Origin of the sequence: Paenibacillus oleatilyticus, assembly GCF_018998565.1 — a bacterium.
Classification (GTDB): domain Bacteria; phylum Bacillota; class Bacilli; order Paenibacillales; family NBRC-103111; genus Paenibacillus_G; species Paenibacillus_G oleatilyticus.
The window spans coordinates 60,244-85,704 of record NZ_JAHNZO010000006.1; the positions used below are offsets into that span (position 1 = coordinate 60,244).

Here is a 25,461-nt window from a genome sequence, read left to right on the forward strand (position 1 = left end):
CGATGCAAAGGTGAAAGAAACAACATTATAGTAATACACGCGTTAACCATTTTCAAGTGCAAACACAAAAAATGCACCCTTCGGAGTGCATTTTTCACGAAAAATGAGAAGCATCTCACAAAATGATCGCAATGAGGCCGCCGGAGCCTTCGTTTATAATCCGTCCAAGCGTTTCCTGAAGTTTGTAGCGCGCGTTGTCCGGCATCATGGCCAGCTTGCCTTGAATGCCTTCGCGCACGATCGAGTGCAGCGACCGTCCGAAAATATCGGATTCCCAGATTTTGAGCGGGTTGTCCTCGAAATCCTGCATCAGGTAGCGAACGAGCTCCTCGCTTTGCTTCTCTGTCCCGATAATCGGCGAGAATTCCGACTCCACGTCGACACGGATCATATGAATCGACGGTGCCGTCGCCTTAAGCCGGACGCCGAAGCGGGAACCTTGCCGGATGAGCTCCGGTTCGTCGAGCGCCATCTCCGCGAGCGTCGGCGGAGCAATTCCGTAGCCGGTCGTCTTGACCATTTCGAGCGCTTCGGCGAAGTGATCGTACTCCCGCTTGGCATGCGTAAAATCCTGCATGAGCTGCAGCAGGTGATCCTTGCCGCGGATTTCCACGCCGACGACCTCCATAAGAATGCGGTCATACAGCTCATCGGGCGCGTACAGATCGATTTCCGCAACGCCTTGCCCCATGTTCATTCCGGCCAGCGCCGCTTTATCGATAAATTCGTATTCCTCAAAGTGACTGACGACCCGATCCACGTCACGGAGCCTGCGGATGTCCTGTACCGTCTCGCGAACGGAGTTCTCGAAGCTGGAGCGGAGCCAGTGGTTTTCCTCCAGCACCATGACCCAGCTGGGCAGATTCACATTGACCTCGTGAACCGGGAATTCGTACAGCACTTCGCGAAGCACGGACATCATGTCGTCCTCGCTCATATTGGCAACGCTCATCGCCACGACCGGCACGTCGTGCTTCGCCTGCAGCTCGTTGCGCAGCTCAATCACGGCATCGCTCTGCGGGCGGGTGGAGTTCACGATGACGATGAACGGCTTTCCGACTTCTTTCAGTTCGTTAATGATGCGTTCTTCCGCATCGACGTAGGAGGCGCGCGGAATTTCGGCGATCGACCCATCCGTCGTAATGACGACACCAAGCGTCGCATGCTCTTGAATCACCTTGCGCGTGCCGATTTCCGCGGCTTCCTGGAACGGAATCGCTTCATCGAACCACGGCGTATTGATCATCCTCGGGCCGTTCTCATCCTCATATCCTTTGGCGCCTTCGACAACATACCCGACGCAGTCGACCAGTCGAACGTTGACATTCAGTCCTTCAGCAACATGCAGCTGCACGGCATTGTTCGGTACGAATTTCGGCTCCGTCGTCATAATCGTCCGTCCGGCGGCGCTTTGCGGCAATTCGTCGGTTGCCCGAATCCGGTCGGCTTCATTCTGGATGTTCGGCAGCACGATCGACTCCATAAAGCGCTTGATGAACGTTGATTTTCCCGTACGGACCGCTCCAACGACCCCCAGGTAAATATCCCCGCCAGTACGCTCTGCAATGTCCTTAAAGATATCCACTTTTTCCAATGAGAATCCCTCCTACAGGTTGTTTAAGACGAAACTCGTACACGCTTTGGACTAGTACAAATATATGTACGGCGGTTCAAAATATGATGACAGGCGCAGAAATAATTTTCGCCGGAAATCCGGCTTTACCGTGTTCGCCGCTTGCGTCCTTAACTTCATCCCTGACAAATATATGTAGGAGATTCTACGATTATTCTAGCTATGGCAAGAAAAAAACCTCTATCACCTTGGAAAGAAGGTTGATAGAGGCTAGATTAGAACGATTCCGGAACGGGAACCGGCTTATTGTCTTTCCACATGTAAGCAAACGAGCGCGCAGGGATGAAATACGATTCCTGAACGAGCAGTGCGCGCAAATCCTGCTTAGCATCAAGCTTGCTTTGAAGCTGTTTCTTATCGATAAGCCGCATTATTTCAGGCGCATAATCGATGGCGACTTGCCCCGATTCGCTCATCAGGAACGGAAGCTTTACCGAGCGTGTATACATGCTGGTCACTTCCAGAGGCTTCCGGTTCAGCTTGGCGTAATCGATCGCGAAAAAGCCGGGAGCGACCGCTTCTCCCGTCGGCAGCGTGCCCGTCTTCGATTTGTAACGGTCCACCTCCTGCTGCAGTTCGACCGTCTGCTGGAACGAAGGCAAATCCATCATCTTGACCGTCGGCTTCGTCTCCGCATCGATCAGAACGTAGGTCGCCGTCCCGCCGTTCTCGAACGCATTGGCTGGCACTTCGCTAAGGTAACGCCCTTTCAGCTTTTTGAAATCGATCGGATTTTGCTCATACAGCGGCGTGGTCGCCTCGAAGTTTTTGATTGGCAGCACGCCGGTTTTCGCCTTATATTGATCGACCGCGTTCTGAACGACGATCACATACTCGCCGCTCGCGATCTGGTTCTCTTTGCGCATCTCCTTCGGATACATGCAGCCGCCGAGCAGCGTGCAGACCAGCAGCAAAGACGCCGCCTGCAGCCAACGCTTCATCACCATTCCTCCTCCTGCTTTTCCAACTGCTTTCGTATAGCGCTCTTTAACGGATCCTCCGGCACGAGCACGGTAACAGGCCCGGTGATTTTCGCCTGACAGGCAAGACGATATCCGTCCTGCTGCAAGCCGCCAAGCTTCAGCTCCTCGTTGCGGTTCGGCTCAGCCAGCCCCGTACCGGCATTCTCCGTCACGCGAACCTTGCACATCAGACAAGCCGCCTTGCCCCCGCACCGGGTACGGATATGCACGCGGGCGCGCCGTGCCGCGTCCAGAAGCGTCGTGCCGGGTCTTGCTTCAAACGTTTTGTTATCGGGTAAAAAAGTGACTTTCGCAGCCATACGCGCCCTCCTTCCGGTTAACTATTCGCTTTCGGGTCGAGCAGCGTACGCAGCCTGTCGGCGAGGTCCCCGCTGAAGCGGTTGCGGACCATCAAATCATCGAGAGCCCGACTGTGACGCTCCGGCTCCCGGGCCCGGCACACCCTTGCAATCGCTTCATAACGGTCCGGGCGGTCCCTCAGCACGTTAAACACCAGCTCGTGGGCCAGCGGCATTAGCCGGACAGTCTTTCCTTCGCCATACGGAACAGCAAGCGCATGCTTCCGTGCCAAGTACTCGGCTTCCACGCAATATTCGCTGTCCATCGCCCGCACCTCGAAAGCACCGACCAGCTCCACCTTGACGCCGTTCATCTCATAATGGCTGAGAATCGACCGATAGATGGGCGTTTCACTCTCCGTCTGATCGTCCGTCGCGTACCGTCGGAGCGCCATATGCAAATCCTCCGCAGCGCGCCGGTCAGCGTATAAATCCAAGTCCCGGGGTAGCGCATTAAGCTGTACGCCTTGCAGCAGCAGTCCGGTACTGCCGCCGACGAGCCAAATGGAGTCAGCTCCCCGTGTATGTACGTCAAGCTTGGAAAAAATCTCCTTAAGCGGTTCCGGCACCGTGCCAAGTTGTTGAGTATTCATCTTATCATCCTATGCTAAGCAAAATGGTCAAAAATAAGGCTTATGCGCAACCGCGATGGCGCCCTCGCTTTTTACTTTCGCCTGACAGCCTAACCGAAAGCCTTGCTCCAGCTCGTCCGGCTCCAAATTGTCCAGCTCCTCTTCCGTCGGAGCGTTCAAGTGCTCCATGCCCTCGCTTACTTGACAGCGGCAACGGGAGCAGGTGCCGCGCATGCAGGAGAAGCCCCAATCCACTTCAGCCTTCAGCGCCAAATCCAAGATCGTGAACCCGGTCACCGGTTCGACTGTTTTCGTTACTCTGCGTCCTTTTAAAGTTATCATGACCAGCCAAACTCCTTATAATAGGGATACGACCATATAAATAAAGATCGGGATAAACATCAAAAACGCGACCAGCGACAGCACAAACCGGACAATGCCCGTCGTTCTATTTCTCGCAAACGTAATCAGCAGTGAAGCGAGAACCATGAGACCGATCGCAATAAAAGATGCCCACATTTTGTCCAACGGCGACATAATAAATTTTCCAACCCCTAGCATGGTAACGTAATTGACTCCATCATAACATAAAAAAAGCATAAGCGCGCTTGACCGGCGGCTCATGCCATAAAACTGTTAAAAATGTCACCTTACTTCTTCATGATCATCTTCATGAGCTGTTCCAAATTGTCCGTGCCCACTTTGCTGCTTTTGATGGCCTGGATCAGCTCGTTTGTCGTTTGATCCGAAACGGGAACTTTCACAAGGCCCGCAACTTGCTTAATCAGCTGCCGCAGCTGCGTATCGCTCTGCAGCGTGGACGGCTTTACCCCGCTCGCAAGCTTGTATATATCTTTCTCGGAAACGTTTTTGCCGGTTTTTTTCTTAACCACATTGAGCACGTCTTTCGGCATGTTTTTATCTGCCATCGTTGTCCCTCCTCAGACTGGTTATGCAATAAAGCCTGAGGTAGTATATGTGGAAAAGTTGCCGTCGGTATAGGCGTTTTCCTTAACGAAGCCAACCGTTTTGAGAATCGTCGGCGATTTCTTCGGTTTCGTGGCGGGGCCCCCGTCCCATCAAATGCTCTACGGCCGTTTTCGGGTTTTTCCCGTTAAACAGGACGTGGTACAGCTGTTCCGTAATCGGCATGGAAATCTCATAACGGAGGGACAACTGATAGGCGGCCTGCGTCGTTTTGACGCCTTCTACAACCATTCCCATCCGCTGAAGCACTTCTTCCAGCGAATGTCCCTGCGCCAGCATCGACCCGGCCCGCCAGTTGCGGCTGTGCCTGCTCGTGCACGTCACCACCAAATCCCCGATTCCGGCCAATCCCGCGAACGTCAACGGACTCGCCCCCATCGCTGTCCCAAGTCTGGCGATTTCGGCCAGTCCCCGGGTAAGCAGAGCAGCCTTGGCATTATCTCCGAAATCCAGCCCGTCGCTAAGACCTGCTCCGAGCGCGATAATATTTTTGAGCGCGCCGCCAACCTCGACACCAATGACATCGGGGTTCGTATATACGCGAAAATAGGAGTTGATCAACAGATCCTGCGCCTGCTCGGCGGCTTCTTTGTCCAGCGAAGCCACGACAACCGTTGTCGGGCATTGCCGGATAACCTCTTCCGCATGGCTTGGTCCGGACAGAACGACCAGCCGGTTCGAATCATACGACGGCAGCTCTTCCGCCAGCACTTCGCTCATGCGCTTTAAGCTGCCGGCTTCGAATCCTTTGGTTGCGTGTACCAGAAGCGAATCCGGGCTTAAATGCGGTTTAAGCTGACCGGCGATATCCCGCATGGCCGAGGACGGCGCTACAACCACGACGGCTTCCGCCTCTTTTACGGCTTCCTCCATCGAATCGGTCGCCCGAATCCGCAGAGATAACAAAACCTCGGGCAGAAACCGGCTGTTGCGGTGCTCCTCGTTAATTTCCCGTACCTGATCGCGGTTGCGCGACCACAACAGCACGTCGCGGCCGTTATCCGCCAGCACCGAGGCAATGGCCGTTCCCCAACTTCCCGCTACCAGCACGGCGGTTTTACCGGAAACCGGCATGAACGAACACCTCCGTCTATTTCGTCAAACTTGTTTTTTGGCACCAAGCTTGTTCTCTTGTCCTTTTAACAGCTTCACGATATTGCTCCGGTGCTTGACCCAAGCGAATACGAAGAGAAGCAGGCTGAGCGCGAAAATCTCCCGGGAATCGACCATAAACCATATTAAGATCGGCAAAAGTGCGGTAAACAATAGAGATCCCAGAGAAACGTAACGCGTAATAGCAATAGAAACAATAGCAACAATCCCGGCGATAAGCGCAGGCAAAAAGGCAAGTGTCGCCATCACTCCGATCGTCGTAGCAATGCCTTTGCCTCCCCGAAATCCGAAAAAGACGGGCCAATTGTGTCCGACGATGACGCTGATCCCCGCAAGCACTTCAAACAGCGGATCGCCCCCGCTCAGCCATGTGCCGACCCAGACGGCCGCCACACCCTTCAATACATCCAGGAGAAGCACTGCGATGCCCGGCCCTTTGCCGAGCACCCGCAGCGTATTCGTAGCCCCCGCGTTCCCGCTTCCGTGTTCACGTATATCGATGCCTTTCAGCACTTTGCCTGCCAAATAACTAAAGCTGATCGAGCCGAGCAAATAACCGATCAAAAGTGAGAGCAAGTTAGTCACCGCGGTTCTCTCCTATTCGTCGTCCGATTTGCGACGCGTGAACATGCGTAGAGGCGTCCCCTCGAAACCGAACGCGCCGCGAATTTTGTTTTCCAAATATCTCTGATAGGAGAAATGCATCAGCTCCGGATCGTTGACGAAGAAGATGATGGTCGGAGGCTTAACCGCCACCTGCGTCGCGTAATTGATGCGCAGCCGTTTCCCTTTATCCGTCGGCGGCGGGTTGATGGCCACGGCGTCGGACACGACGTCGTTCAGCACGTGCGTCGCCACGCGCGCCGCATGCTGCTCGGCCACGTTGGTCACGACCGGGAACAGCTTATGCAGCCGCTGCTTCGTCTTGGCCGACAAAAAAACGACGGGAGCATAGGTCATAAACAAAAAATGGTCGCGGATTTTTTGCGTGAATTGATGCATCGTTTTGTCGTCTTTTTCCACAATGTCCCATTTGTTCACGACGAAGATCGCCGCTTTGCCCGCCTCGTGCGCATATCCGGCAACGTGCTTATCCTGCTCGATAATACCTTCCTCGCCGTCGATGACAACCAATACGACGTCCGCCCGCTCGATCGCCTTCATAGCGCGCATGACGCTGTACTTCTCCGTCGTCTCGTATACTTTGCCGCGCTTGCGCATCCCCGCCGTATCGATGATGACGTACTTTTGGCCGTCCTTCTCAAAAGGCGTATCGATCGCATCGCGCGTCGTTCCGGCGACGTTGCTGACGATGACACGCTCTTCCCCCAGGATCGCGTTGACGAGCGACGATTTTCCGACGTTCGGACGGCCGATCAATGCGACCTTGATCACATCCTCACCGTACTCTTCCTCGGTCGTGTCCGGAAAATGCTTGATCACCTCGTCAAGCAAGTCTCCGATTCCCGTACCATGAGAGCCGGAGATGCCGACGACATCGCCGAAGCCGAGGCTGTAAAACTCGTAAATATCGTCCATCCGCTTCAGATTGTCGACTTTGTTGACGGCAACGATAACCGGCTTTTTCGCCCGGAACAGCATTTCCGCGACTTCGCTGTCCGCCGGCGTAATGCCCGCTTTGGCATCCACCATAAACACAATGACGTCCGCTTCCTCGATGGCAAGCTCCGCTTGAACGCGTACGGACTTCATGATCTGGTCTTCCCCGTCGATCTCAATCCCGCCGGTGTCGATGACACTGAACTCGGTGTCCAGCCACTCTCCCCTGCCGTACAGCCGGTCCCGGGTTACCCCCGGTTTATCTTCCACAATAGCCAGCTTATCGCCGATAATACGGTTAAATACCGTAGATTTGCCCACGTTCGGACGGCCGACAATCGCTATGATTGGTCTTGCCATGCACTTCATTCCCTTCTTCGACTACCGCAATGTTGCTTCATGTCTCCCTCCGCCGTTCGGCCGAGGGGCGTTATGTACAAAGACAAGCCTGTTTTCAAGGCTTGCAAGCTCTGATATTATATCAAAATCGAATTCACAAGTAAATGAACGAAACGTTAGTGGGCAACCTTCCAACCGCTAATGCTTTACTAAAATAACGATCCCGTTCTCCAAATCGTGGGCCGCCGCATCCAAAATTTTTTCCAGCTTGAAGGCTACTTTCTGCTGATGATTGGCATCGTCTGCAATAAAGATGGGAGCTCCGCCGGCCACCGTTTGCCGGTTTGCTTCCGTCGCCACCACCGCCATAATTTGTCCCATAGGCGTTATCCTCCCGCTTTTCCGCCGGTTTGCACATGCGCTTCACTCGGCATGCGCACTGCGCTTTCCAGCACCGGCGAGTTCATCGCGACTTGCCGGGCTTTCTCCGGATCCTGCTCCTGCGGAAGCAGCAGCACCGCCAGCCGACCGTCATCCATATTCAGCTTGGCCAACGGAATGAGCGCCGGTTCGCCTTCGTCGCGATGGACGCCCATGATCGTTGACACGTCATGCAGCAGCGCCTGCCGCTGTCCCGGGTTAGCCAAGGTGACCCTTGCATTTTTGTTTTTGGGCGCAAGCACGATGCCAATGGCATTCTTCCGGATGACGTTTTGCGTATCGCTTAATCCGACGTTCATGATATAGATGTCGTCAACGAACAGATTCGGTCCGTCGAGCCGCACTTGGCCGATGTTTACATTTGCAATGCGGGACAAGGTTTTGCCCGTCTTGAACATATTGGTAATCAGAATAGCCGCAATGCCGGCCACAATCCCCCAATACCAGGGGAACACGATACCGAAGAACGCCGTGGCAAACGCGGTAAAAATGACAAGATAGTTGCGTCCTTCGAACACCATTGCAATCCCTTCGATATAGGTCGCTCCCCGCGGCACCAGCTCCAGGCTGTCGATCTTGCTCAGCGTCTGGCGCTCCATATTGCGGACATCCCGGAACTGCTGCGCCGCCATAGCCAGAAACGTCATGGCCGTATAGTTCTTATCCAGCAGTGAAGGGACGGCAACCGATCCAAGCCCTGCCGCGATGACGCCCAAGGAAAGATGAATGATTTTGCCGTGAGGATAAGTCGGATATTGCCGGTAATCGGTCCGCAGCATCGTCAGCCGGGCCAGCACACCGAACACGACGCCCAGTATGATTCCTACGGTATATTTTTGTTCCACCAGCCAAGCCCACACGTCGATCACGTCTCCTTCCTTTTTGGGCAACAGCTTCTGCCAGTCAATCGTTCTCCGGCTCTCTGCCCGACCTCACCCTTTGCCGCACGCGCTTAAAAGCCAGCTTCGTCCCCGCGACCATCCCTTCCATCAGCAGAGAACAGCCTCGGGCCGCAAAGGCCGTCAGCCACCATACATCCTGAAATTCCGTTTGCCCGAGCGTCATCGCCATCTGTTCCCGGTGCGCGCAGGCTGACATAACGTCGCCGATCAGCAGTCCGAGCGACAGCCCCGCGATCTGCAGTAGCGGCCACAGCAGCAGAGCCGCTGCCAAAAAACCGACGCTTGCGGCAACGGTCCATTCCGGGCTGAACCAGATGACCGCGGGCATCAGATGAAGCGTCTCTCTCATGAAGAAATAAACGGAACCGAGCAGCAGGGCGATGGAAAGTAAATGGAACCGATACAAAAAACTCGGCGTGCGAACCATGACCCAGAGCGAAACAGCCAGCAGCAGCAACGTGCAGCCATACACCCGAATCCCGCCCCAATCCGTGCTCCACCGCATAAACAATATCCAAAGCATAAAAAAAAGAAGTAGACTCGTAGGAGTAATACCTCTTAATATGACGTTCTTCCAGCCACTGGCGAACAAAATCAGCGCAACGACGATTAGCAATAAGGACACGTAACCCGCATTCATTCGCTCTCACCCGCAGAAAAAGCTTGTTCCTCTTTTTCCTTAGTATGGCTTTCTTTATTTAGTTTTAGTCAATTACTTAGCGTAGCCCGATCGCCTTGCATAGGTGGAGATATCAATTCCCCGAACCGAGCACCACTCTGCCGTTTCCGATGTAATAACGATCGGAAGCTCGTGCAGAGCTTCAATCCGGGATGCGCCCAACGCCGTCATGAGCAGCCGGAGCTCTTGATGCCATGACGTGATTTGTTCGATCAGCGCTTCGGTCCCCGATGTTCGCAGCACTCGCAGCATGGCTCCGGCCATACCGACCGCGGAGGCTCCAAGCGTTAAAGCTTTGCAAATCTCAAGCGCGCCTGTAATGCCGCCTGTCGCGACGACTGCCACGTCCTGCCGGTCCAAACGATGCTTAGCCTCCAATACTTCCATCAGCGCGATGCTGGTCTTGCAGCCCCAATCGTTCAACCAATCCATCGGCAGATCACGCCGGGCATTCTCGATTGCGGCGAAATTGGTGCCTCCCGATCCGCCGACATCGATACAACCGACCCCACAGCCGATCAACTTCTCGGCACTCTCTCGCACCATGCCGAAGCCGACCTCCTTGACGATAACGGGAACGCCCGCCCGTTCGACGATCGTCCGGATCCGCTCCAGCATTCCCAGGAAATCTCTGTCCCCTTCGGGCATGATCAGCTCCTGCATCACATTCAGGTGGATTTGAAGCCCGTCGGCCTGCAGCATATCCACCGCTCTTAGCGCTTGCTCCAGCGTCGCTTCGCTGCCAAGATTGCCAAATATGATGCCGCTCGGGTTTATCTTTCTTACGATACGGTAGCTTTCAGCCGTCTCCGGGTTTTTGATGGCGGCCATCTGCGAGCCTACCGCCATGGCAAGTCCTGTCTCTCGAGCGGCAACGGCAAGCTCCCGGTTAATTTCTTCGGTCTCGCGGGCTCCTCCGGTCATCGCATTAATAACAATCGGCGAGCTCAATAAGAGTTCGCCGATTCGGGTATACAATGCTATGGATTCCGAAGAAATACCGGGGAGACAATTATGGACCAGCTTAATGTCGCGGAAGCCCTGCTCGCCGCTTTGTCCAAGCCGGAGTGCATGATGAACATGCTCCATTTTTCGCGGTATGCGCACCCCTGATACCTCTTTTCGTCTATAGACAGCGGTTTACTTGAATTTGCTCAGCTTGTCGCCAAAACGCTCTCCGAGCGTCAGGTTCAGACCTTGAAGCTCTTCGTGGGAAACGGATTCCCGTTTCGGCGCGCGCTCTCTTTCCGGTCTCGGCTCGCGGGCAGGCGCTTCTTCCGTTTCTTTGATGCTGAGCGAAATGCGCTTCTCGCCTGGGTTCATATCCAACACTTTCACTTGAACCTCTTGACCTTCCTTCAGCACTTCGAACGGCGTTGCGATGTGGCGGTGTGCGATTTGGGAAATATGAACCAATCCCTCAACCCCGGGAGCCACTTCGATGAACGCGCCGAATTGCACGAGCCGTTTAACGGTACCGGTGACGATATCCCCGATATTGATCTTGTTCTTAACGGATTCCCAAGGTCCTGGCTGCGTTGCTTTGATGCTCAAGGAGATACGCTCGTTGGCCGGATCCAATTTCAGAACTTGAACGCGGACTTGGTCGCCTTCCTTCACGACTTCGGACGCGTGCTCGACATGATGCCAAGCCATCTCGGAGATATGAACGAGTCCGTCTACGCCGCCGATATCGACAAATGCGCCGAATTGCGTCAAACGTTGAACCGTACCCGTCAGCTCTTGACCGACCGACAGTTTGGAAATCGTTTCTTGCTTTTGCGCTTCGAACTCTTCATCCAGCACGTCTTTTTGAGAAAGAATGACTTTGTTTTTCTCGCGGTCCATTTCTTTCACGCGCAGACGCAGCGTGCGGCCTTTGTAATCGCTGAAATCTTCGACGAACGTGCGCTCAACCATGGAAGCCGGAACGAATCCGCGCAGACCTACGTCAACGACAAGACCGCCTTTAACCACTTCGGCGACTTTCGCTTCGAGGATCGTTTTGTTTTCCATGTCGGCTGCAAGCTTCTCCCACGATTTCTCGCTGTCGATGGCGCGCTTGGAAAGCACAAGCTTTTCCTTATTGTCATCGATGGTAACAACTTTCAGCTCGATGTCTTGACCGACTTGTACGATCTCTTCCGCATTGTCCAGTTGGACGGACGAAAGCTCGCGCACTGGCACGATGCCATCGTATTTGTAGCCTACGTCGACAACCGCTTGATCCGCATCCACTTTAATGACTTTGCCGGTAACGATGTCGCCTTTTTTGATGATGCTGACATTCGCCATGGACTCTTCCTGAGATACCTCTGCGGATTGAACTTCTTGATCGAATTTTGTTTCTTCTGACATGTCCAATTACCCTCCTTAAACAACCTGACAACGTGTAATGTATTTGGATAAAAAATTTACTTCATCATTTTCTTAAGTATGCCACAATTTATCATTTCGATTCGTGCTGCTTGACCATGCTTCGGATCGTGCTCATGATTTTGTCGGTCGCCTGTTCCAAGCCTTCCGAACCGCTGTTCTCAAATTCGCTCAAATCGACTGGCGGACCATACACGACCTTCATTTGCCGAAACGGCTTATAATTGCCGATAATGGCTGCCGGAATGACCACAGCCCCGGACTTCAATGCCAGGCTGGCCGCTCCCTTTTTACCCATGCCTCCCGCGTTGCTGCGCGTCCCTTCCGGGAAAATGCCCATAACCTCGCCGTCTTTAAGCAGTTGCAGCGACAAGCGGATCGATTCTTTGCTGACACCCCCGCGTTTGACGGGAAATGCTGCTATTCTCGGCAAAATGTACCCTAAAACAGGAACGTCGAACAGCTCGGCCTTGGCCATGTAGTGCACCTTTCGCTTCAGCGGAGAGCCCATCAGCGGCGGGTCCCAGTTGCTGGTGTGGTTGCCGCACAGAACGACGGCGCCTTCGGCGGGAATGTTCTCAAGCCCTTCCGCCCGCAAAAAAAACACGGTGCGGAACAAGACGCGAAAAATCCCTCGAAAAAAGACGTACAACATGCTATTGCCCCCCACCGACCTGGAGCTTGCAAAGCTCCAAAATGCGATCCACCACTTGCGGTATCGTCATATCGGTCGTATCCAGCAGCACGGCATCCGGCGCTTTTACAAGCGGCGATGCCTCTCGCTGCTCGTCCATCCGGTCCCGCTCCGCTATATCGCGCTCCAATCGCTCAAGCGTGATATCCGGCTGCGAATCGCAAATTTCTTTAAACCGGCGCTGGGCGCGGACACTGACGCTTGCGGTCAAAAACACCTTGACCTCAGCGTCCGGCAACACATGACTGCCGATATCCCGGCCGTCCATGACGATTCCTTTGCTTTGGGCCATTTCCTGCTGTTTGGCGGTAAGGATATTGCGAATTTCAGCGATGGAAGCAATTCTGGAGACGTTTCCGGTCACCTCCGCAAGGCGAATCATGCCCGTCACGTCTTCGCCATCGACAAAGACCATTTGGCCATCGCTGCCCGGCACTAAGCGAATGTCCATACGGCCTGTGAGCGCAATCATGTCCGAGATCTGTTCCGCTTGAAGGCCTTCCCGTAAAATCTTCCAGGTCACGGCTCGGTACATGGCTCCCGTATCGACATAAACGAAGCCGAGCGCACCGGCGACCAGACGAGCGATCGTGCTTTTCCCCGCTCCCGCCGGACCGTCGATTGCGATGTTAAACTTTTCCAAGATGCGGCCTCCTTACAAAATGAAGCGGACGAGCAGCCTGAAAAAAAAACAGGCCGAAGCCTCGAACGAAGAAAATTATACCATAGTTTTACCGTGGATTGCAAAACCCGCGCGCCCTCCATTATTTTCCTTCCGCGGTCTGAAGCCGGGACATCGAATAAGGAAGTCCCTCCAACTGCTCCACCTTGACTAAAACATAGCGGATTCGCGGGTTAAGAAGCAGCAACTGGGAAGCGACCAAAGCAATGGCGCATCCCGCCAATGCCCAGGTAATCCATCGTTCCATCCGTTGGGCAAACTGCAAAAATAATTCTTCGTACCTATCGTCCGATTCATTTTGATTCTTTGTATTCATCAGCGGCCACCTCGTCCCATCCAATATTTGGGGGATAGTGTGCCCGTCGTGCCAAGCTATTATGTATTATCTTTTGCGGAAATCAAGCTGCCGCTCAAAGCAGTAACGGATAATTTTTTGGCGGTCGCGGTCCGTGATCTCCGAAAATCGCATCATAACCTGCTTTTTACCCGTCTCCAGCTCTTTGACGCGCACGATTTCGCTCTTGAACGGCACATGCTCGATCTGGCCGTTCTTGAACGGGACCAGCAGCCAGCATTCGACCGTATGGCCGGACTCTACCGGCACGTAGCCTTCGCATAGAAACGATATGCCTCCACCCCCGACATCGTCGGTCAGCGATACGAACTGCAGCTGCTCGGAGAACTTCACGGCGATTTCGAGTATGGCCGGCACACGCAAAAAGTTGCGGCGCTGCACTTTCGTGATCGATTCGGGGTCCGGTTTTTTGATCAGGACAAGCCGGATCACATCATCGGAAAATCCGAGTACGGACGAGTTGAAGTAGTTTTTGACGCCGCCCTCGGTTATAAAATAAACGGAAAGCTCGTCGCCCGGATACAAACGCTTCAGCTTCCCCGATTTGTCGTTCATGGGTATTTCCATCCTGATATATGCATCCGAGACGTCCGCAATTCTGGATTTGTATTCCTGCTTTGCCTCTTCTTCATCGATGGAATTGATTTGGATAAAAAGCGTCTGGTTTACTTTCGGCAGCAATCGGCTCACCTCCCCGGAGTGTAAACTTCGATAAGTCCAAGCTTTATTATAGCACGTGAAGCGAATATGGGAAGGGGTGAGCGCGCGGCGTTCGGAGTTTTGTCGAAGCTTCTTTGGATTGTTAGGGAATGGCGGAATGAACGGTGGAGCGGCCTGCGGCGAAATCGCGATTGGCTAATGCTCAGACACGTTTTGACCCGGTCCCATGGAACAATTTTTTATGGAATTGGGACCAGGTCAAAAAACTCGCCGCCAATCGCGATTTCGCCTTCGGCTCATCATCCCGCAATCCTAATACAAATGCAAAAAAAGCCCGAACGCATCGGGCTTGGGAGAGGACTAAAAAACATAAACCATCAGGTTGGGGTGACGGCGGCGGCTTCTTCCGCGCCCAAGCGGTCGATTTTCTCTTGCGCGCCGCTCTCGGCGTTAACGTAGATCCGGTACAATCCGCCGTTGACGCGGCCGATAAACTGGTAGCAGAGCACCTCTTCGTCAATGTCGTTCTTGATCAGCGCCTGATTGACGCTATCCGCTTTAAAATCGGCATTTAGCGTTTTACGGGCTTCGTCCGCCGTCAGCTTCGGCGCTTTGAGCTGGCGGTCCTTCTTGCCGTAAACATAGTCGGTCGCTTCCAGCCCCGTCACTTCCCCGTTGTCGAGCGCCACCTGAACCGCGATTTTTTCCACGTAATTGATCACGTTGTTCGTGCGCGCCGCATACGTCATATGGGCGATGTTGCCGTATTCGTCGTAGCTGACCGCGGTCATATTCTTGTAGCCGTGCTCATCCAGGAACTGCGCCCCGATGTCGCGCGCCTGCCGTAAGTCGAGCTTCTTCTCGGGGACGTTGCGGGAAGCCGCAAACCACAGAAGCTGGCCGCCTTTTTTGGAATAGTCCATATGAGCGCCGTCCGCCGTGCCCTGTTTGGGAGCCGTTACGCTAAAGGACTGGTACTCGGTCCCGGGACCGTTTTCTACGACCTGGAGTCCGGACGGGTCCTGGATGCCCAGAAACTGAGCGGCTTTTTGCTTAATTTCGTCGGCACTCACCTCCGGGCCGGAAAGCATGTGCATGTCCCGCTTCTGATACATGCTCATGACCGCCGGGCTCCAGTTGATTTCCGGATATTCGCGCACCTTCTTATCCACCGTTGTGAACCCGTCGACGATGACGTTGTCATGCGGTTCCTTCTGCGTAGCCAGCGCCAGCTCGACATCCATCCAGCGCAAGTTGTTCTGGATGACCTTGCTCTGAACCCCGCGCAATTCTTTGGAAATTTCCGCCGCGCGCTCGTGCAGCGTATTGAGCGTCTTCATTTCGTTTCCGTCCAGCGGACTTTTGGAAAGGTCCCGGACTGCCGCCCGATAAGCAAAATTTGAAATATTAGCCAAAAACTCCTCGGTTTTGTTAAAAGGCAGCATGGTCAGCGGCAGCTGACTGATTTCGTTCTGCGCTTCGCTCGTGATCCGCCAAACGTTGATCAGCCCTTTTTTATAGGCGTCCTGGGATGTCGAATTCACCGCGAGCGTATTGCCAAGCTCCGTATGCAGCTTGTCCACGTGAAACGACAAATCGTGGAACGCCCGTTGATAATGGTTTTCCGCCTTGATCAAGACGGCGTTTTTCTCTTGATGCTCCATGTAGCCCCAGACCCCGGTGCCGATGAGCGCCACCAACAGAATCGGAAACATGACCATACTCAGTCTTTTGTACATGTTCGAGAAATCTCCCTTCATCAGCAAAACTTGGGCTTAGTTTTCGCCTGAAGCGAGACGGATTATTCACGAAGCGCAGAGATCGCAATCCAGCCGTTCATAAAAAGAAAAAGCCGGCGCTTGGCCGACTCTTTCCCGGACTAGAAATCAAGGGTTTCAATATCGAAATCTTTTTCATTGTTGCATATGCACTGCTTGAACCCGGTATCGATCTTTTCCTTTTCTTTCCGGCCCTTCAAGATGAATTTCTCGCCGCAATGCTTGCAGCGGATGGCGACTTTCACCCGCGGACTAACGACATTCATCATATCCCTCCGGTACGACCTATGGTTTTATATATCCATTATGGTCATTCCGGCTAAATTTTAACCTGATCCTCCCGCGTGGCGACCCGGAGCGGCGATTTGGCATTGGCCCGGTTCACTTTGCGCAGGCTGCGCAACCACAAGAAGCTCATCAGCGGCACCATGAACCAGATCCAATACGCTTTGCTAAGGAGCAGCGTATAGTCGAACACCCCGTGCCAAAATACCGGCAGAGCCAACGACAAAAGCAGATGCTTGCGGGTATGCTCCGGCGTAAACTTTGCTTTTCCGAGATGATAGCCCATCATGACGCCGAACATGGCGTGACCGGACACCGGCAGGAACGCCCGAATCATAAGCGACGAAAAGCTGGAGCCGTTCAAAAACGCATAAAAAACGTTTTCGAGCGTGGCGAATCCGAGCGACACCGCTACCGCGTACACGATGCCGTCGTACGGTTCGTCGAACGAAGCATGTTTGAAGGTAATGAAATAAACAAGAAACCACTTGAAAAATTCCTCAGGCAGCGAAGAGATGAGGAACGAAAAAACGAACGGGTCCTCACCGAGCCCATGCACCAGAGCCCGCTGCAGCACCATGATGGGGAATACGATCAAAACGCCGAACAAGAACAGCCTGATTACTAAAGAGATCGGCTCCGTATCGTATCGGTCTTTTAAATAAAAATAGGCCAGCAGAGCGACACCCGGCGCGATAGCCGCCGTCAGGACAGTTAAGACGCTCAAAGTGTCTCCCCTCCGTTACAATAGGTTAAACCCGCCCGCAGCAACGGCCGGCCCCCGCAATTTTTGCGGATGCCGACCGTGATACGGGCAGGCGCTTGTCGATATTTCTTATCTATGAATATTATAGACATTTTGAATGGCTTTTTCCATCATTTCTTGGAATCTGGCATACACTTCCGCTCTCACCCGGCATCAGAAGCTTCATTCTTCCGCAAAACGCGCCTGCTGGTCGTAAAACCGGAGCGGAATAGTCGCCAGCGTCCCATTTCGGTGTTTCAGAAGCTGCAGACTTGAGCGTATCCCGTTAGAAGACGTTCCGTCCGGCTCCGGCTTCAGCCGCATAATGACGTCGGCTGACGCTTCCGCCCCTTCCGGCAGACGCTCATCCCCGATATCCGAAGGAACGGCCGCTATAACCGGGCCTCCCCATTCCTTGGACCAATGCTTGAGCATATAAGCGATTATTGTCTGATGTTCGGCGGACGTGCGGGGCGGATTGGGCAATCCGCCTGCCGGGATGCGGTTAATATGGTCGATGAATACGACGGGCGTTCTGCCAGACATCCCCGCAATCCGCTCGACATTGGTCATGACGCGATCGATCGTGGAATCGAGCGAGCATTCGATCGTCCAAAGCATATTGCTGATGGGCATATAGCGTTTATTGGCTTCGGCCACTTGCCGCGGCTCCATCTTCCCGCTGAGCACGTTCTGCGGTTCGGTGCCGATGAGTCTGGCTATGCTGCGCGCCCAGAGCTCGAATCCCGTCATGTCCCAGGATACGTAAACGACCGGGGTCTGGTGCAGGGCGATATGATCCGCCATTTGCTTCATGAGCATCGTTTTGCCCGAAGAAGCGGCTCCGGCCAGCAAATACAGCCCGCTCCGAAGCCCGCCGAACAACGCTTCGTCCAGTGCGGCGAAACCGGTCGGCACGCCCGACGCTTGGCCGCGATGCCGCTTCATGAACTCTTCGGTATATATGGTAATATTTTTCGTATCGGGAGCAATTGGAAGCAGCATCGTCTCTTCCATCGTTTCGTTCAACAGCCGCATGAACGAATCCAGCGGATTTTGCACCCGCACGAAGAAATCGTTGACGTCGCGGATCGACTCGGGCAGCTGCATGATAAACGTTTGCTTGGCCGTCGATTGCAGCAGCGCCTGGATTCTGACGCTTTCGCGGCGCCCCGCTTCATCGTTGCCCAGACAGATGAACACCCGCTTGTCCCGCAGCTTGTCCGCATGGATTTCTTTAAAGGACATCCAGATCGGCACGCATACCGCCGGCAGGTGCGCCTGAGCCAAGCTGAGGACGTCGAACACCCCGCCGCACACGATGACGTCCTCCGTCTGCTCCAGGATCTGCTCGTTGAATAAATAATCGCCCTCTCCGAGCAGCAGTTTATATTTCGGCTCGCGCTGGTCGACCGATCGTCCGACTAAATCGACCGTGACTCCATCCGCGTTCGTAATCGGAATAATAATGCGGTTCTCAAAGAAATCCCCCAGCTTGTCCGAGTTGATGTAAAACCCGAACTTGCCCGGCTCAAAGCCGATTCGATAGTGCTCCGCCGTCTCCTGATGGATACCCCGCCGCTCCAAATAAGCATAGGCTTCTTCCCGAAGCTGTTTGTGGTAATGGGTGACAAGCTCCTCCAAATCAAACGCGGTCTTGGCTGCGCCAATGTGTTGAACTTCGCTCATGACGTTCTTCCCCCCCGCAAAAAAAGCATTCCGCAAAAACAACGCTGTTTTTGAGAATGCTTACGATTCTTTAAGCTGAATAAGCTTTCATTAAAACTTGGAACAAAGCACCTTCACGGCATCGGATTCAATCACGACCTTGCCGTATTCCTCCAGAACCGCTTGCGTGACGGATGTCGCTTCTCCGAACTCGGACAAGACGGCCACGACCGATTGAAGCCGCTTTTCTTCCATATCGACGGCATCCAGCAGCAGGACCCATTTATTTTTATAGGAATACAACGTTCCTCCGTCCGTCAGGAGCGGATTGATGACTTTGGCAAGCCGAAGGAGGTCCTCAAAATCATGGAAAGCATAAATGATTTCATCGGTCTCATCCATCGTCACTTCAAGCTCGTACACTTCTTCCATTTCGTCCTCTAGCGTATCGTCGCCTTGGCTAAAATTCATTCGGCCGCGTGTGACGATCACCATCATCCCTTGCGCCGGCATGGCGAGGACTTCCACGGCAAGCGGTCCGGTTGCGTCGAAGCCAAGCTCGGTATAGGCTTGGTCCATCATCTCGCTGAACAGCTCGTGAACCTTGGGGATTTCTCTCCACATGTCATCCTTGTGAATCCCGCGCTCCGTTAAGTCATCGAATGTGAGGAAAATCCGTATCTTGTCTTGACTTAAACGCTCCATTTTCATACTGGATTCCTCCCTTGCCGACTAATAATAAACAGCTTATGAAGTTTGGTAAACAAAGGTGAGCCGCGTTCGTTCCGCCTATATAAAGGATTCGAAAACGCGTTCGAAATTGCGTCCTCCTGCCCTTCCCCTCGGAAACGTTACAGCTTGTTTGCCATGCTATGACTATTATATCACAAACCGCGAAGAAAAGAACGGTTCTCGCCTGAAAAAATGCCTTTTTCATACAAAAAGACACATACGCCGCCCTTTGGAGGAGGCGGAGTTGTGTCTTCACGCGCAAACCGGACGCTTAATGCGCCCGAATTTCTGATTTTTCCCCGTTGCTGGCCAAAATATCGTTCACCGCTGCCTTAAGCCCCGAATCCTGATTGATCAACTCCTGAACCTTGCCGAGGCCCGCGGCGGAAGTCGCAACGTCGGCGGCGCTCTTGCCGTAATCGCCGTTCGGCTCGGCCGAATCCGTCAAAACCTTTTCTTTTTTGCCAGATCGATCCATGACCTGGTTCAGGAAACCTCCAATGGCGTCGCTATTCGTCATTGCGGAGAACAACATCGGTTTTCTTTTGCCCGTTAGTACGACCGCTGCGGTCGCCCCGACAAGCCCGCCAAGCAGAAAAACACCCCATCTCATGCCAATCCCTCCCGTATTGTTTTCTAATTCGTTACTATTTTTCGCTATATCCTATGAATCATGCATGATAAAATAAGGAAAGCCAAAAGATTCATACCAAACGTAACGAGGGGATTACACATGTCTAAACAATGGATTGCTATTCTGGCCGCGCTTCTGCTTCTGACTTCCTGCGGTTCCAAACCGGACGCTTCGCCCGACACCGCGGCCAAAACGGAACCGCCTGCTTCGCAGCCGATCTCGGGTGGCGAGAAACCGAAAGCCGCGGAGGGTGCCTCCGCTTCGAATCAGCCTGCACCGGCTTCTGCCAAGGACGGCAAAGAATCTGCACCCGCGGATAGCGTCAAAAAACAAGAGCAGCAAGTCGCGAAGCGCTATACGATGAATCCGAAAACCTACGATATCGTGCCGATCGATCCGAACGGGGCGCCCAAAAAAGTCGTTCTGCTGACGTTCGATGACGGTCCGAAGGACCTTGAGATGAATAAAGCGCTGCTCGAAACGCTGCAAAAGCATAAAGCGAAGGCCATCTTTTTCCTAAACGGCTACCGTGTCAAGCAAAAACCTGAGCTCGTCAAGCTGCTTGCCTCCAGCGGTCAAACGATCGGCAATCATTCCTGGGATCATATCGATTTGAAAAAGGAAGCCAAAGAAAAGGTAAACCAACAAATCGGAGATGTGCAAAAAGCGATCAAAGAGTTGACGGGCAAAGCGCCGGTCTTCTTCCGTCCGCCGTTCGGTTCCGGCAGCGACGACGTTCGGGCCAAGGCCAAGGAAGAGGGGCTGCTGTTCATGACCTGGTCCAACGGATCGAAGGATTGGGAAATGACGGTGAAGAAAAACAGCCCCGAGCAAGTGATCAGCAACGTGCTGAGTCAGCTTCACCCGGGGAGCAATATTTTGATGCATGAATTGCCGTGGACCGTGGAGGCGTTGGACAAACTTTTGACACAACTCGAGGAAAAAGGCTACGGATTCGTGGATCCGGAAGAAATTGAAACTACATCATGACGAGTTTCCAGCCCCAAACGGAAAGACCTGCAACAAGGAGTACAAAAATCCACAGCAACGACCGATAAAAATAAGGCAGCCACTTTTCTTTCTCTGTCGGATGCACGGTTTTGCGGGGAGGCAAATAATGATCGTCGGGTCCCTCTTCCTTCGCCGGTTCGGGTTGATGATCGGCCTCCTCCTTCGGTCGGTACGGAGGTTGCAGATACTTGTTGTTCATGATTCTTCTCTCCTGTAACGAAGAATGCAGCCCATGACGAAATCAATCAGGAAATGGGCGATAATCGGTGTTAACAGCGACCCGGTCCGAATATAAATCCAGCCGAGCCCATAGCTGATGCTGAAGACAAGTCCCGTCATCAGCCAGTGCTGCAAATAGCGGACATGAATGGCCGCGAACAAGATGCTGGTCCAGTACGGTCCCCACCAGGCTTGGATCGTACCGCGGAACAGCAGTTCTTCGCAAAATGCGACAATGAGCGAGATGAGTGCAATATGCCAAAGCGGCCTGTTTTTAAACAGCATTTCGTTGATGCCCCCGTCGTCCGTCACTTCGGGAGGCACCCATCTGGAAACGAGCAGATCGACGAGCAGAACGGCGACGGCAAAGCCCGCTCCCCATAGCAGGATCGTATAGCCCGATCCCGGGGAAAACATCGTCCGCAGGTCCGGCTTCTGAAAGAGCATCAGAACGACCGCTGCAAGGAAGACGAGAAGCTGCGTCACATACAAGTTCACGAGCAGAAAGCGCTCGTCGATTTCGTCCGGATTGATTTTTCGCAGCTTGATCCGTTTAAAGTCAAATTTTTTCATTCTGATTCCCTTTTTCGACAATTTCACCTATACTATCTGCATAGAACAAGAATTTGAGGTGCTCGATCATGGAAAAACGGCTTACCCGAACGGACTACTTATTCGCCGTTACCTTCATTTTCATGCTTGTTGTGGCTATGGGGGCCTTCTTCTTCGGTTTAAAAATGGGACAGGACCGTTCTTCGCTGAAATACGAAGATCTGCTCAACAAGCAAAATGAAGCGGCCAAGAGCTTTACCGCCTACCATCAGCAGTACTTGGTGTCTTTCTATCATACCATTTATCAGCCATACAGGGAATTTCATAAAAAGTGGTTTGAGAAAACCGACGAGCTGCAGACGAATCGTACGGCCGACGCTTCCTTGATTCTCAAGGACTTGAGCAAGCTTGCGCAGGAAAACTACGACAGTCTCAGTTCGAAATCGATGCCGGACTCCTCTCCGCTGCTGCAGGAAGCGCACAAGGATTACATGAAAAGCTTAAAACTGTTCGGCGAGGGCCTGAAAAGCTATTCAGCCAAGGCAAACGGCATTCCGGCGGCCGAGCTGATCGCGCAGCTTCAAGCGGATCCTTATCTCGGCGAAGCGAAGACGTTTGCGCTCAAGGCTGAAAAAAGCTACTACGAATCGATCGACAAATGGTATGCTACGATCAACCCGCAATTTAAGCCTGTCGATGTGACCAAGCCGCTCTCCCTGAACGATTGGAAGAGCCAAAGCCTGAATATGAAAAACGAATACGTCGCCCAGCTGATGCTCGGGAATAAGCTTTTTAAACCGTTCACCCCGCAAGATTTGACCAGCCGGATCGACGAAATGATCCAATCCGGGCAAGCGCAAAAAATGAATTTGAACGACGTGGGGCAAGTCGTCGATGTGCTAATGGCTACCGATGCCGTACGCAAAAGCGATTTTATACATAACAAAGACAAATATTACGGCAAGGAAACGCTGCCGCAGCTTCCGTTTTTCACTGCCAATTAATACGTAGGCTTCCGAAGCCACGATGTCCGGTTCCCGTACTCGTGGCTTTTTGCTTTGCGCCTATTAATCGTATTGGAACCCGCGAAGCGCTGCGAGCGCAGCCATGCCGCCCTCGACATTAATCACATCGTCGAAGCCATTCTGTTTCAAATAGTAGCACACGTTGGCGCTTCGCACGCCGTGGGCGCATACGACATAAATCTTCCTGTCCTTCGGAAGCTCGGCCAGCCTTCCCGGTATGCTGTTCATCGGCATCAGTTGAGCTTGTTCCCAATGATAATACTCCCATTCGTAAGGTTCCCGGACGTCGAGCATCAGCGCATCCCCCAGCTCTCCGTTGTCCGCTTTTGCCCGAAACGCTTCGGGCTCTATACTTTCGAACATGATAAATGCCCCTTTCTATGTACGATAATTTCATGCGGGCTGCACGGTTTATTTTAGCACGGCGAATTTATTTTTCACAAATATTTCGGATTTGCAAATCGGCGGGCAGCCTATTGACAATGTCGAAATAGTCATGTTACGCTAATGAAAAATTTCACCTGCAACAAACTTTGACGGAGCCAAGCATAACCCGAATCGATCAGAGAGCCGGTGGTCGGTGCGAACCGGACGAATTCGATATGCGGAGCACTCCTGAGTTGTTGTGCCGAACATTACAGTAGGCGCAGCCGGCTGGAAACCGTTATTTTTCCCGGTCTGTTCATAGCAGACCTCATGAGGCTGTAGCGCGCGAGCGCACAGCGAAGTAGGGTGGTACCACGAGAATCAGCTCCTCGTCCCTTGTATACGCTAGTCGTGTCGGGGCGGGGAGTTTTTTGTGTTTTTTTCGTAATTAACTTCATGGAGGTCTTGGAAAAATGTACAAAGTGCTAGTGATGGATGGAATCAGCGACATGGGGATTCAACTGTTGTATGACGCACCGGATGTTGAGGTCGAAAAAAAGAACGGATTGTCCGAAGACGAACTTGTGGCGATTATTGCGGACTATGACGCTTTATTGGTGCGCAGCGCCACGAAGGTAACTGAACGCATTATGGGCGCCGGCAGCAAATTGAAAGTTGTCGGACGCGCCGGTGTCGGCGTCGACAATATCGATCTGGAAGCGGCGACGAAGCGCGGCATCGTCGTCATCAATGCGCCGGACGGCAATACGATCGCCACCTGCGAACTGACTTTTGCGATGATGATGTCCGTCGCCCGTATGATTCCGCAAGCGTACAAGAAAACGGTCGGCGGCGAATGGGACCGCAAAACGTTCGTCGGCGTGGAGCTTCGCAACAAGGTGCTCGGCGTGCTCGGCATGGGCCGAATCGGCAGCGAGGTTGCCAAACGGGCGAAAGCGTTCGGGATGGAAGTGCTTGGCTATGACCCTTTCCTGACCGAAGAGCGTGCGGAAAAGCTCGGCGTAAAGCTCGGCACCGTGAACGAAATTTGTGCCGCAGCGGACTTCATTACGGTTCATACGCCGCTGACCAACGAAACCCGTCATATGATCAGCAAGCCGCAATTTGAGCTGATGAAAAAAGGCGCGCGCATCATCAACTGTGCACGCGGCGGCATTATCGACGAAATGGCGCTTGTCGAAGCGATCGATGCCGGTATCGTCGCCGGAGCAGCGTTCGACGTGTTCGAGAAGGAACCACCGGCTGCCGATCACCCGTTCCTGAACCATCCGAAAATTGTCGTCACGCCGCACCTTGGCGCATCGACGGTCGAAGCGCAGGAGAACGTCGCGATCGACGTATCCGAGGAAGTGCTTCACATTCTGCGCGACCAGCCGTTTAAGAACGCCGTCAACATGCCGCCGGTACCCGCTAACGTGCTCAATGCGCTGCAGCCTTATTTCAATCTCGGCGAGAAGCTCGGGGTCTTCCTCGGTCAGACGATCGACGGACCGGTCAGCGAAATCGTGGTCAACTATTCCGGCGATTTGACCGACGTCGATACGACGCCGCTCACCCGCTACATCGTCAAAGGCATTCTCGCCAACCAATTGGAAGGCGTGAATATCGTCAATGCGATGCATCTGGCCAAAACGCGCGGACTCAATGTCGTCGTTCAAAAATCGTCCACGGCGAAGAGCTTTACAAACCTCGTTTCCGTTACGCTGAAAACGAAGCAAGAAGAGCGCGTGCTTGCCGGCACCCTGCTTTCCGGCTATGGCGAGCGGATCGTTCAAATCGACCAATATCCTGTCGATATCGCGCCATCCGGCCATCTGCTTCTGATCTCGCATAACGATAAGCCGGGCATCATCGGTAAAGTCGGAACGCTGCTTGGCGACAACGGCGTCAATATCGCGACGATGCAGGTCGGACGTAAAGTGGTCGGCGGCTCGGCCATCATGGTTCTGACCACCGATAAAGAAACGCCGAAGGAAGTGCTCGACCGTCTCATCCAGCTTCCGGAATTGACCAATGCTCGCGAGCTGACGCTCTAATCGAATATCGAACGTTCTACGATTGTTTCACGAACAACAAGAAAAAAGACGTTCGTTCTACAAAAAGAAAGAAGC

Annotated in this window: 31 protein-coding genes and 1 other annotated feature; of the genes, 3 read left to right on the top strand and 28 right to left on the bottom strand. The window is 53.4% G+C overall.

Annotation, left to right across the window (positions count from 1 at the left end):
• Positions 1 to 115: 115 nt before the first annotated feature.
• The 25 genes from spoIVA to KQX66_RS09600 form a co-directional block, all read right to left on the bottom strand.
• On the bottom strand, positions 116 to 1,594 hold the full coding sequence (gene spoIVA / locus KQX66_RS09480; protein ID WP_054977384.1) for a stage IV sporulation protein A: 1,479 nt from the start codon (positions 1,592 to 1,594) through the stop codon (positions 116 to 118).
• A gap of 254 nt (positions 1,595 to 1,848) precedes the next feature.
• Positions 1,849 to 2,574 carry a YphF family lipoprotein gene (locus KQX66_RS09485; protein WP_216792216.1) on the bottom strand — a complete coding sequence of 242 codons (726 nt, stop codon included), beginning with the start codon at positions 2,572 to 2,574 and terminating at the stop codon, positions 1,849 to 1,851.
• The gene (locus KQX66_RS09490) at positions 2,574 to 2,915 is read right to left on the bottom strand and encodes a 2Fe-2S iron-sulfur cluster-binding protein (RefSeq protein ID WP_216792217.1); all 342 of its coding nucleotides are present in this window, start codon (positions 2,913 to 2,915) and stop codon (positions 2,574 to 2,576) included. Before KQX66_RS09490 ends, KQX66_RS09485 begins: the two co-directional genes overlap by 1 nt.
• Before the next feature lie 17 nt (positions 2,916 to 2,932).
• Complete coding sequence (locus tag KQX66_RS09495; RefSeq protein ID WP_216792218.1) at positions 2,933 to 3,547, bottom strand: nucleotidyltransferase family protein; 615 nt, start codon at positions 3,545 to 3,547, stop codon at positions 2,933 to 2,935.
• A gap of 27 nt (positions 3,548 to 3,574) precedes the next feature.
• A complete protein-coding gene (locus KQX66_RS09500) occupies positions 3,575 to 3,868 on the bottom strand; it encodes a 2Fe-2S iron-sulfur cluster-binding protein (protein WP_216792219.1) in 294 nt (97 codons plus the stop codon).
• Positions 3,869 to 3,883: 15 nt separating this feature from the next.
• Positions 3,884 to 4,063: a DUF2768 family protein gene (locus tag KQX66_RS09505; protein ID WP_216792220.1), complete on the bottom strand. Its 180-nt coding sequence runs from the start codon at positions 4,061 to 4,063 to the stop codon at positions 3,884 to 3,886.
• A gap of 113 nt (positions 4,064 to 4,176) precedes the next feature.
• Positions 4,177 to 4,455: a stage VI sporulation protein F gene (locus tag KQX66_RS09510; RefSeq protein ID WP_216792221.1), complete on the bottom strand. Its 279-nt coding sequence runs from the start codon at positions 4,453 to 4,455 to the stop codon at positions 4,177 to 4,179.
• 82 nt (positions 4,456 to 4,537) lie between these two features.
• A complete protein-coding gene (locus KQX66_RS09515; protein ID WP_216792222.1) occupies positions 4,538 to 5,587 on the bottom strand; it encodes an NAD(P)H-dependent glycerol-3-phosphate dehydrogenase in 1,050 nt (349 codons plus the stop codon).
• Between the two features lie 24 nt (positions 5,588 to 5,611).
• Complete coding sequence (gene plsY, locus KQX66_RS09520) at positions 5,612 to 6,211, bottom strand: glycerol-3-phosphate 1-O-acyltransferase PlsY (RefSeq protein WP_216792223.1); 600 nt, start codon at positions 6,209 to 6,211, stop codon at positions 5,612 to 5,614.
• 12 nt (positions 6,212 to 6,223) lie between these two features.
• Positions 6,224 to 7,546 (bottom strand): ribosome biogenesis GTPase Der, encoded by a 1,323-nt coding sequence (gene der, locus KQX66_RS09525; protein WP_216792224.1) that lies wholly within the window; start codon positions 7,544 to 7,546, stop codon positions 6,224 to 6,226.
• 177 nt (positions 7,547 to 7,723) lie between these two features.
• Positions 7,724 to 7,906, bottom strand: a complete 183-nt coding sequence (locus KQX66_RS09530) for a capping complex subunit for YIEGIA (protein WP_216792225.1) — start codon at positions 7,904 to 7,906, stop codon at positions 7,724 to 7,726.
• 5 nt (positions 7,907 to 7,911) lie between these two features.
• The gene (locus KQX66_RS09535; protein WP_216792499.1) at positions 7,912 to 8,826 is read right to left on the bottom strand and encodes a YIEGIA family protein; all 915 of its coding nucleotides are present in this window, start codon (positions 8,824 to 8,826) and stop codon (positions 7,912 to 7,914) included.
• 43 nt (positions 8,827 to 8,869) lie between these two features.
• A complete protein-coding gene (locus KQX66_RS09540; protein ID WP_438804185.1) occupies positions 8,870 to 9,508 on the bottom strand; it encodes a YphA family membrane protein in 639 nt (212 codons plus the stop codon).
• A gap of 72 nt (positions 9,509 to 9,580) precedes the next feature.
• The gene (gene fni, locus KQX66_RS09545; protein ID WP_216792500.1) at positions 9,581 to 10,636 is read right to left on the bottom strand and encodes a type 2 isopentenyl-diphosphate Delta-isomerase; all 1,056 of its coding nucleotides are present in this window, start codon (positions 10,634 to 10,636) and stop codon (positions 9,581 to 9,583) included.
• A 51-nt stretch (positions 10,637 to 10,687) separates the two neighbouring features.
• On the bottom strand, positions 10,688 to 11,905 hold the full coding sequence (rpsA, locus tag KQX66_RS09550; protein ID WP_216792227.1) for a 30S ribosomal protein S1: 1,218 nt from the start codon (positions 11,903 to 11,905) through the stop codon (positions 10,688 to 10,690).
• Positions 11,906 to 11,996: 91 nt separating this feature from the next.
• Entirely contained in the window at positions 11,997 to 12,578 is a 582-nt protein-coding gene (locus KQX66_RS09555) for a lysophospholipid acyltransferase family protein (protein WP_216792228.1), read from the bottom strand.
• Between the two features lies 1 nt (position 12,579).
• Positions 12,580 to 13,260, bottom strand: a complete 681-nt coding sequence (gene cmk / locus KQX66_RS09560; protein WP_216792229.1) for a (d)CMP kinase — start codon at positions 13,258 to 13,260, stop codon at positions 12,580 to 12,582.
• A 121-nt stretch (positions 13,261 to 13,381) separates the two neighbouring features.
• Complete coding sequence (locus KQX66_RS09565; RefSeq protein ID WP_216792230.1) at positions 13,382 to 13,615, bottom strand: hypothetical protein; 234 nt, start codon at positions 13,613 to 13,615, stop codon at positions 13,382 to 13,384.
• A 66-nt stretch (positions 13,616 to 13,681) separates the two neighbouring features.
• Positions 13,682 to 14,335 (bottom strand): flagellar brake protein, encoded by a 654-nt coding sequence (locus tag KQX66_RS09570; protein ID WP_216792231.1) that lies wholly within the window; start codon positions 14,333 to 14,335, stop codon positions 13,682 to 13,684.
• Between the two features lie 356 nt (positions 14,336 to 14,691).
• Entirely contained in the window at positions 14,692 to 16,053 is a 1,362-nt protein-coding gene (gene ypeB / locus KQX66_RS09575) for a germination protein YpeB (protein ID WP_216792232.1), read from the bottom strand.
• Positions 16,054 to 16,193: 140 nt separating this feature from the next.
• A complete protein-coding gene (locus tag KQX66_RS09580; protein WP_167336428.1) occupies positions 16,194 to 16,358 on the bottom strand; it encodes a hypothetical protein in 165 nt (54 codons plus the stop codon).
• A 53-nt stretch (positions 16,359 to 16,411) separates the two neighbouring features.
• Positions 16,412 to 17,104, bottom strand: a complete 693-nt coding sequence (gene prsW, locus KQX66_RS09585; RefSeq protein ID WP_216792233.1) for a glutamic-type intramembrane protease PrsW — start codon at positions 17,102 to 17,104, stop codon at positions 16,412 to 16,414.
• Between the two features lie 201 nt (positions 17,105 to 17,305).
• Positions 17,306 to 18,811, bottom strand: a complete 1,506-nt coding sequence (locus KQX66_RS09590; protein ID WP_216792234.1) for a DnaB-like helicase C-terminal domain-containing protein — start codon at positions 18,809 to 18,811, stop codon at positions 17,306 to 17,308.
• A gap of 90 nt (positions 18,812 to 18,901) precedes the next feature.
• Complete coding sequence (locus KQX66_RS09595) at positions 18,902 to 19,501, bottom strand: genetic competence negative regulator (RefSeq protein ID WP_216792235.1); 600 nt, start codon at positions 19,499 to 19,501, stop codon at positions 18,902 to 18,904.
• Between the two features lie 292 nt (positions 19,502 to 19,793).
• Positions 19,794 to 20,135 carry a hypothetical protein gene (locus KQX66_RS09600; protein ID WP_216792236.1) on the bottom strand — a complete coding sequence of 114 codons (342 nt, stop codon included), beginning with the start codon at positions 20,133 to 20,135 and terminating at the stop codon, positions 19,794 to 19,796.
• Positions 20,136 to 20,255: 120 nt separating this feature from the next.
• Here KQX66_RS09600 and KQX66_RS09605 point away from each other — a divergent pair, with 120 nt between their 5' ends.
• The gene (locus tag KQX66_RS09605; protein ID WP_216792237.1) at positions 20,256 to 21,146 is read left to right on the top strand and encodes a polysaccharide deacetylase family protein; all 891 of its coding nucleotides are present in this window, start codon (positions 20,256 to 20,258) and stop codon (positions 21,144 to 21,146) included.
• Here the strand turns inward: KQX66_RS09605 and KQX66_RS09610 are convergent.
• Together KQX66_RS09610 and KQX66_RS09615 are read right to left on the bottom strand one after the other, a co-directional pair.
• Positions 21,136 to 21,366 carry a hypothetical protein gene (locus KQX66_RS09610; RefSeq protein WP_216792238.1) on the bottom strand — a complete coding sequence of 77 codons (231 nt, stop codon included), beginning with the start codon at positions 21,364 to 21,366 and terminating at the stop codon, positions 21,136 to 21,138. The two genes, KQX66_RS09605 and KQX66_RS09610, sit on opposite strands and share 11 nt — an antisense overlap.
• A complete protein-coding gene (locus KQX66_RS09615) occupies positions 21,363 to 21,959 on the bottom strand; it encodes a CPBP family intramembrane glutamic endopeptidase (protein WP_216792239.1) in 597 nt (198 codons plus the stop codon). Before KQX66_RS09615 ends, KQX66_RS09610 begins: the two co-directional genes overlap by 4 nt.
• A 68-nt stretch (positions 21,960 to 22,027) precedes the next feature.
• Between KQX66_RS09615 and KQX66_RS09620 the strand changes: the two genes are divergently transcribed.
• Positions 22,028 to 22,942 carry a hypothetical protein gene (locus KQX66_RS09620; protein WP_216792240.1) on the top strand — a complete coding sequence of 305 codons (915 nt, stop codon included), beginning with the start codon at positions 22,028 to 22,030 and terminating at the stop codon, positions 22,940 to 22,942.
• A gap of 63 nt (positions 22,943 to 23,005) precedes the next feature.
• Here the strand turns inward: KQX66_RS09620 and KQX66_RS09625 are convergent, their stop codons facing one another.
• Entirely contained in the window at positions 23,006 to 23,326 is a 321-nt protein-coding gene (locus KQX66_RS09625; protein WP_216792241.1) for a rhodanese-like domain-containing protein, read from the bottom strand.
• A gap of 161 nt (positions 23,327 to 23,487) precedes the next feature.
• Positions 23,488 to 23,729, top strand: a binding site (T-box leader).
• Between the two features lie 73 nt (positions 23,730 to 23,802).
• Between KQX66_RS09625 and serA the strand changes: the two genes are divergently transcribed.
• The gene (gene serA, locus KQX66_RS09630) at positions 23,803 to 25,386 is read left to right on the top strand and encodes a phosphoglycerate dehydrogenase (protein ID WP_216792242.1); all 1,584 of its coding nucleotides are present in this window, start codon (positions 23,803 to 23,805) and stop codon (positions 25,384 to 25,386) included.
• The last annotated feature ends 75 nt before the right edge of the window (positions 25,387 to 25,461 follow it).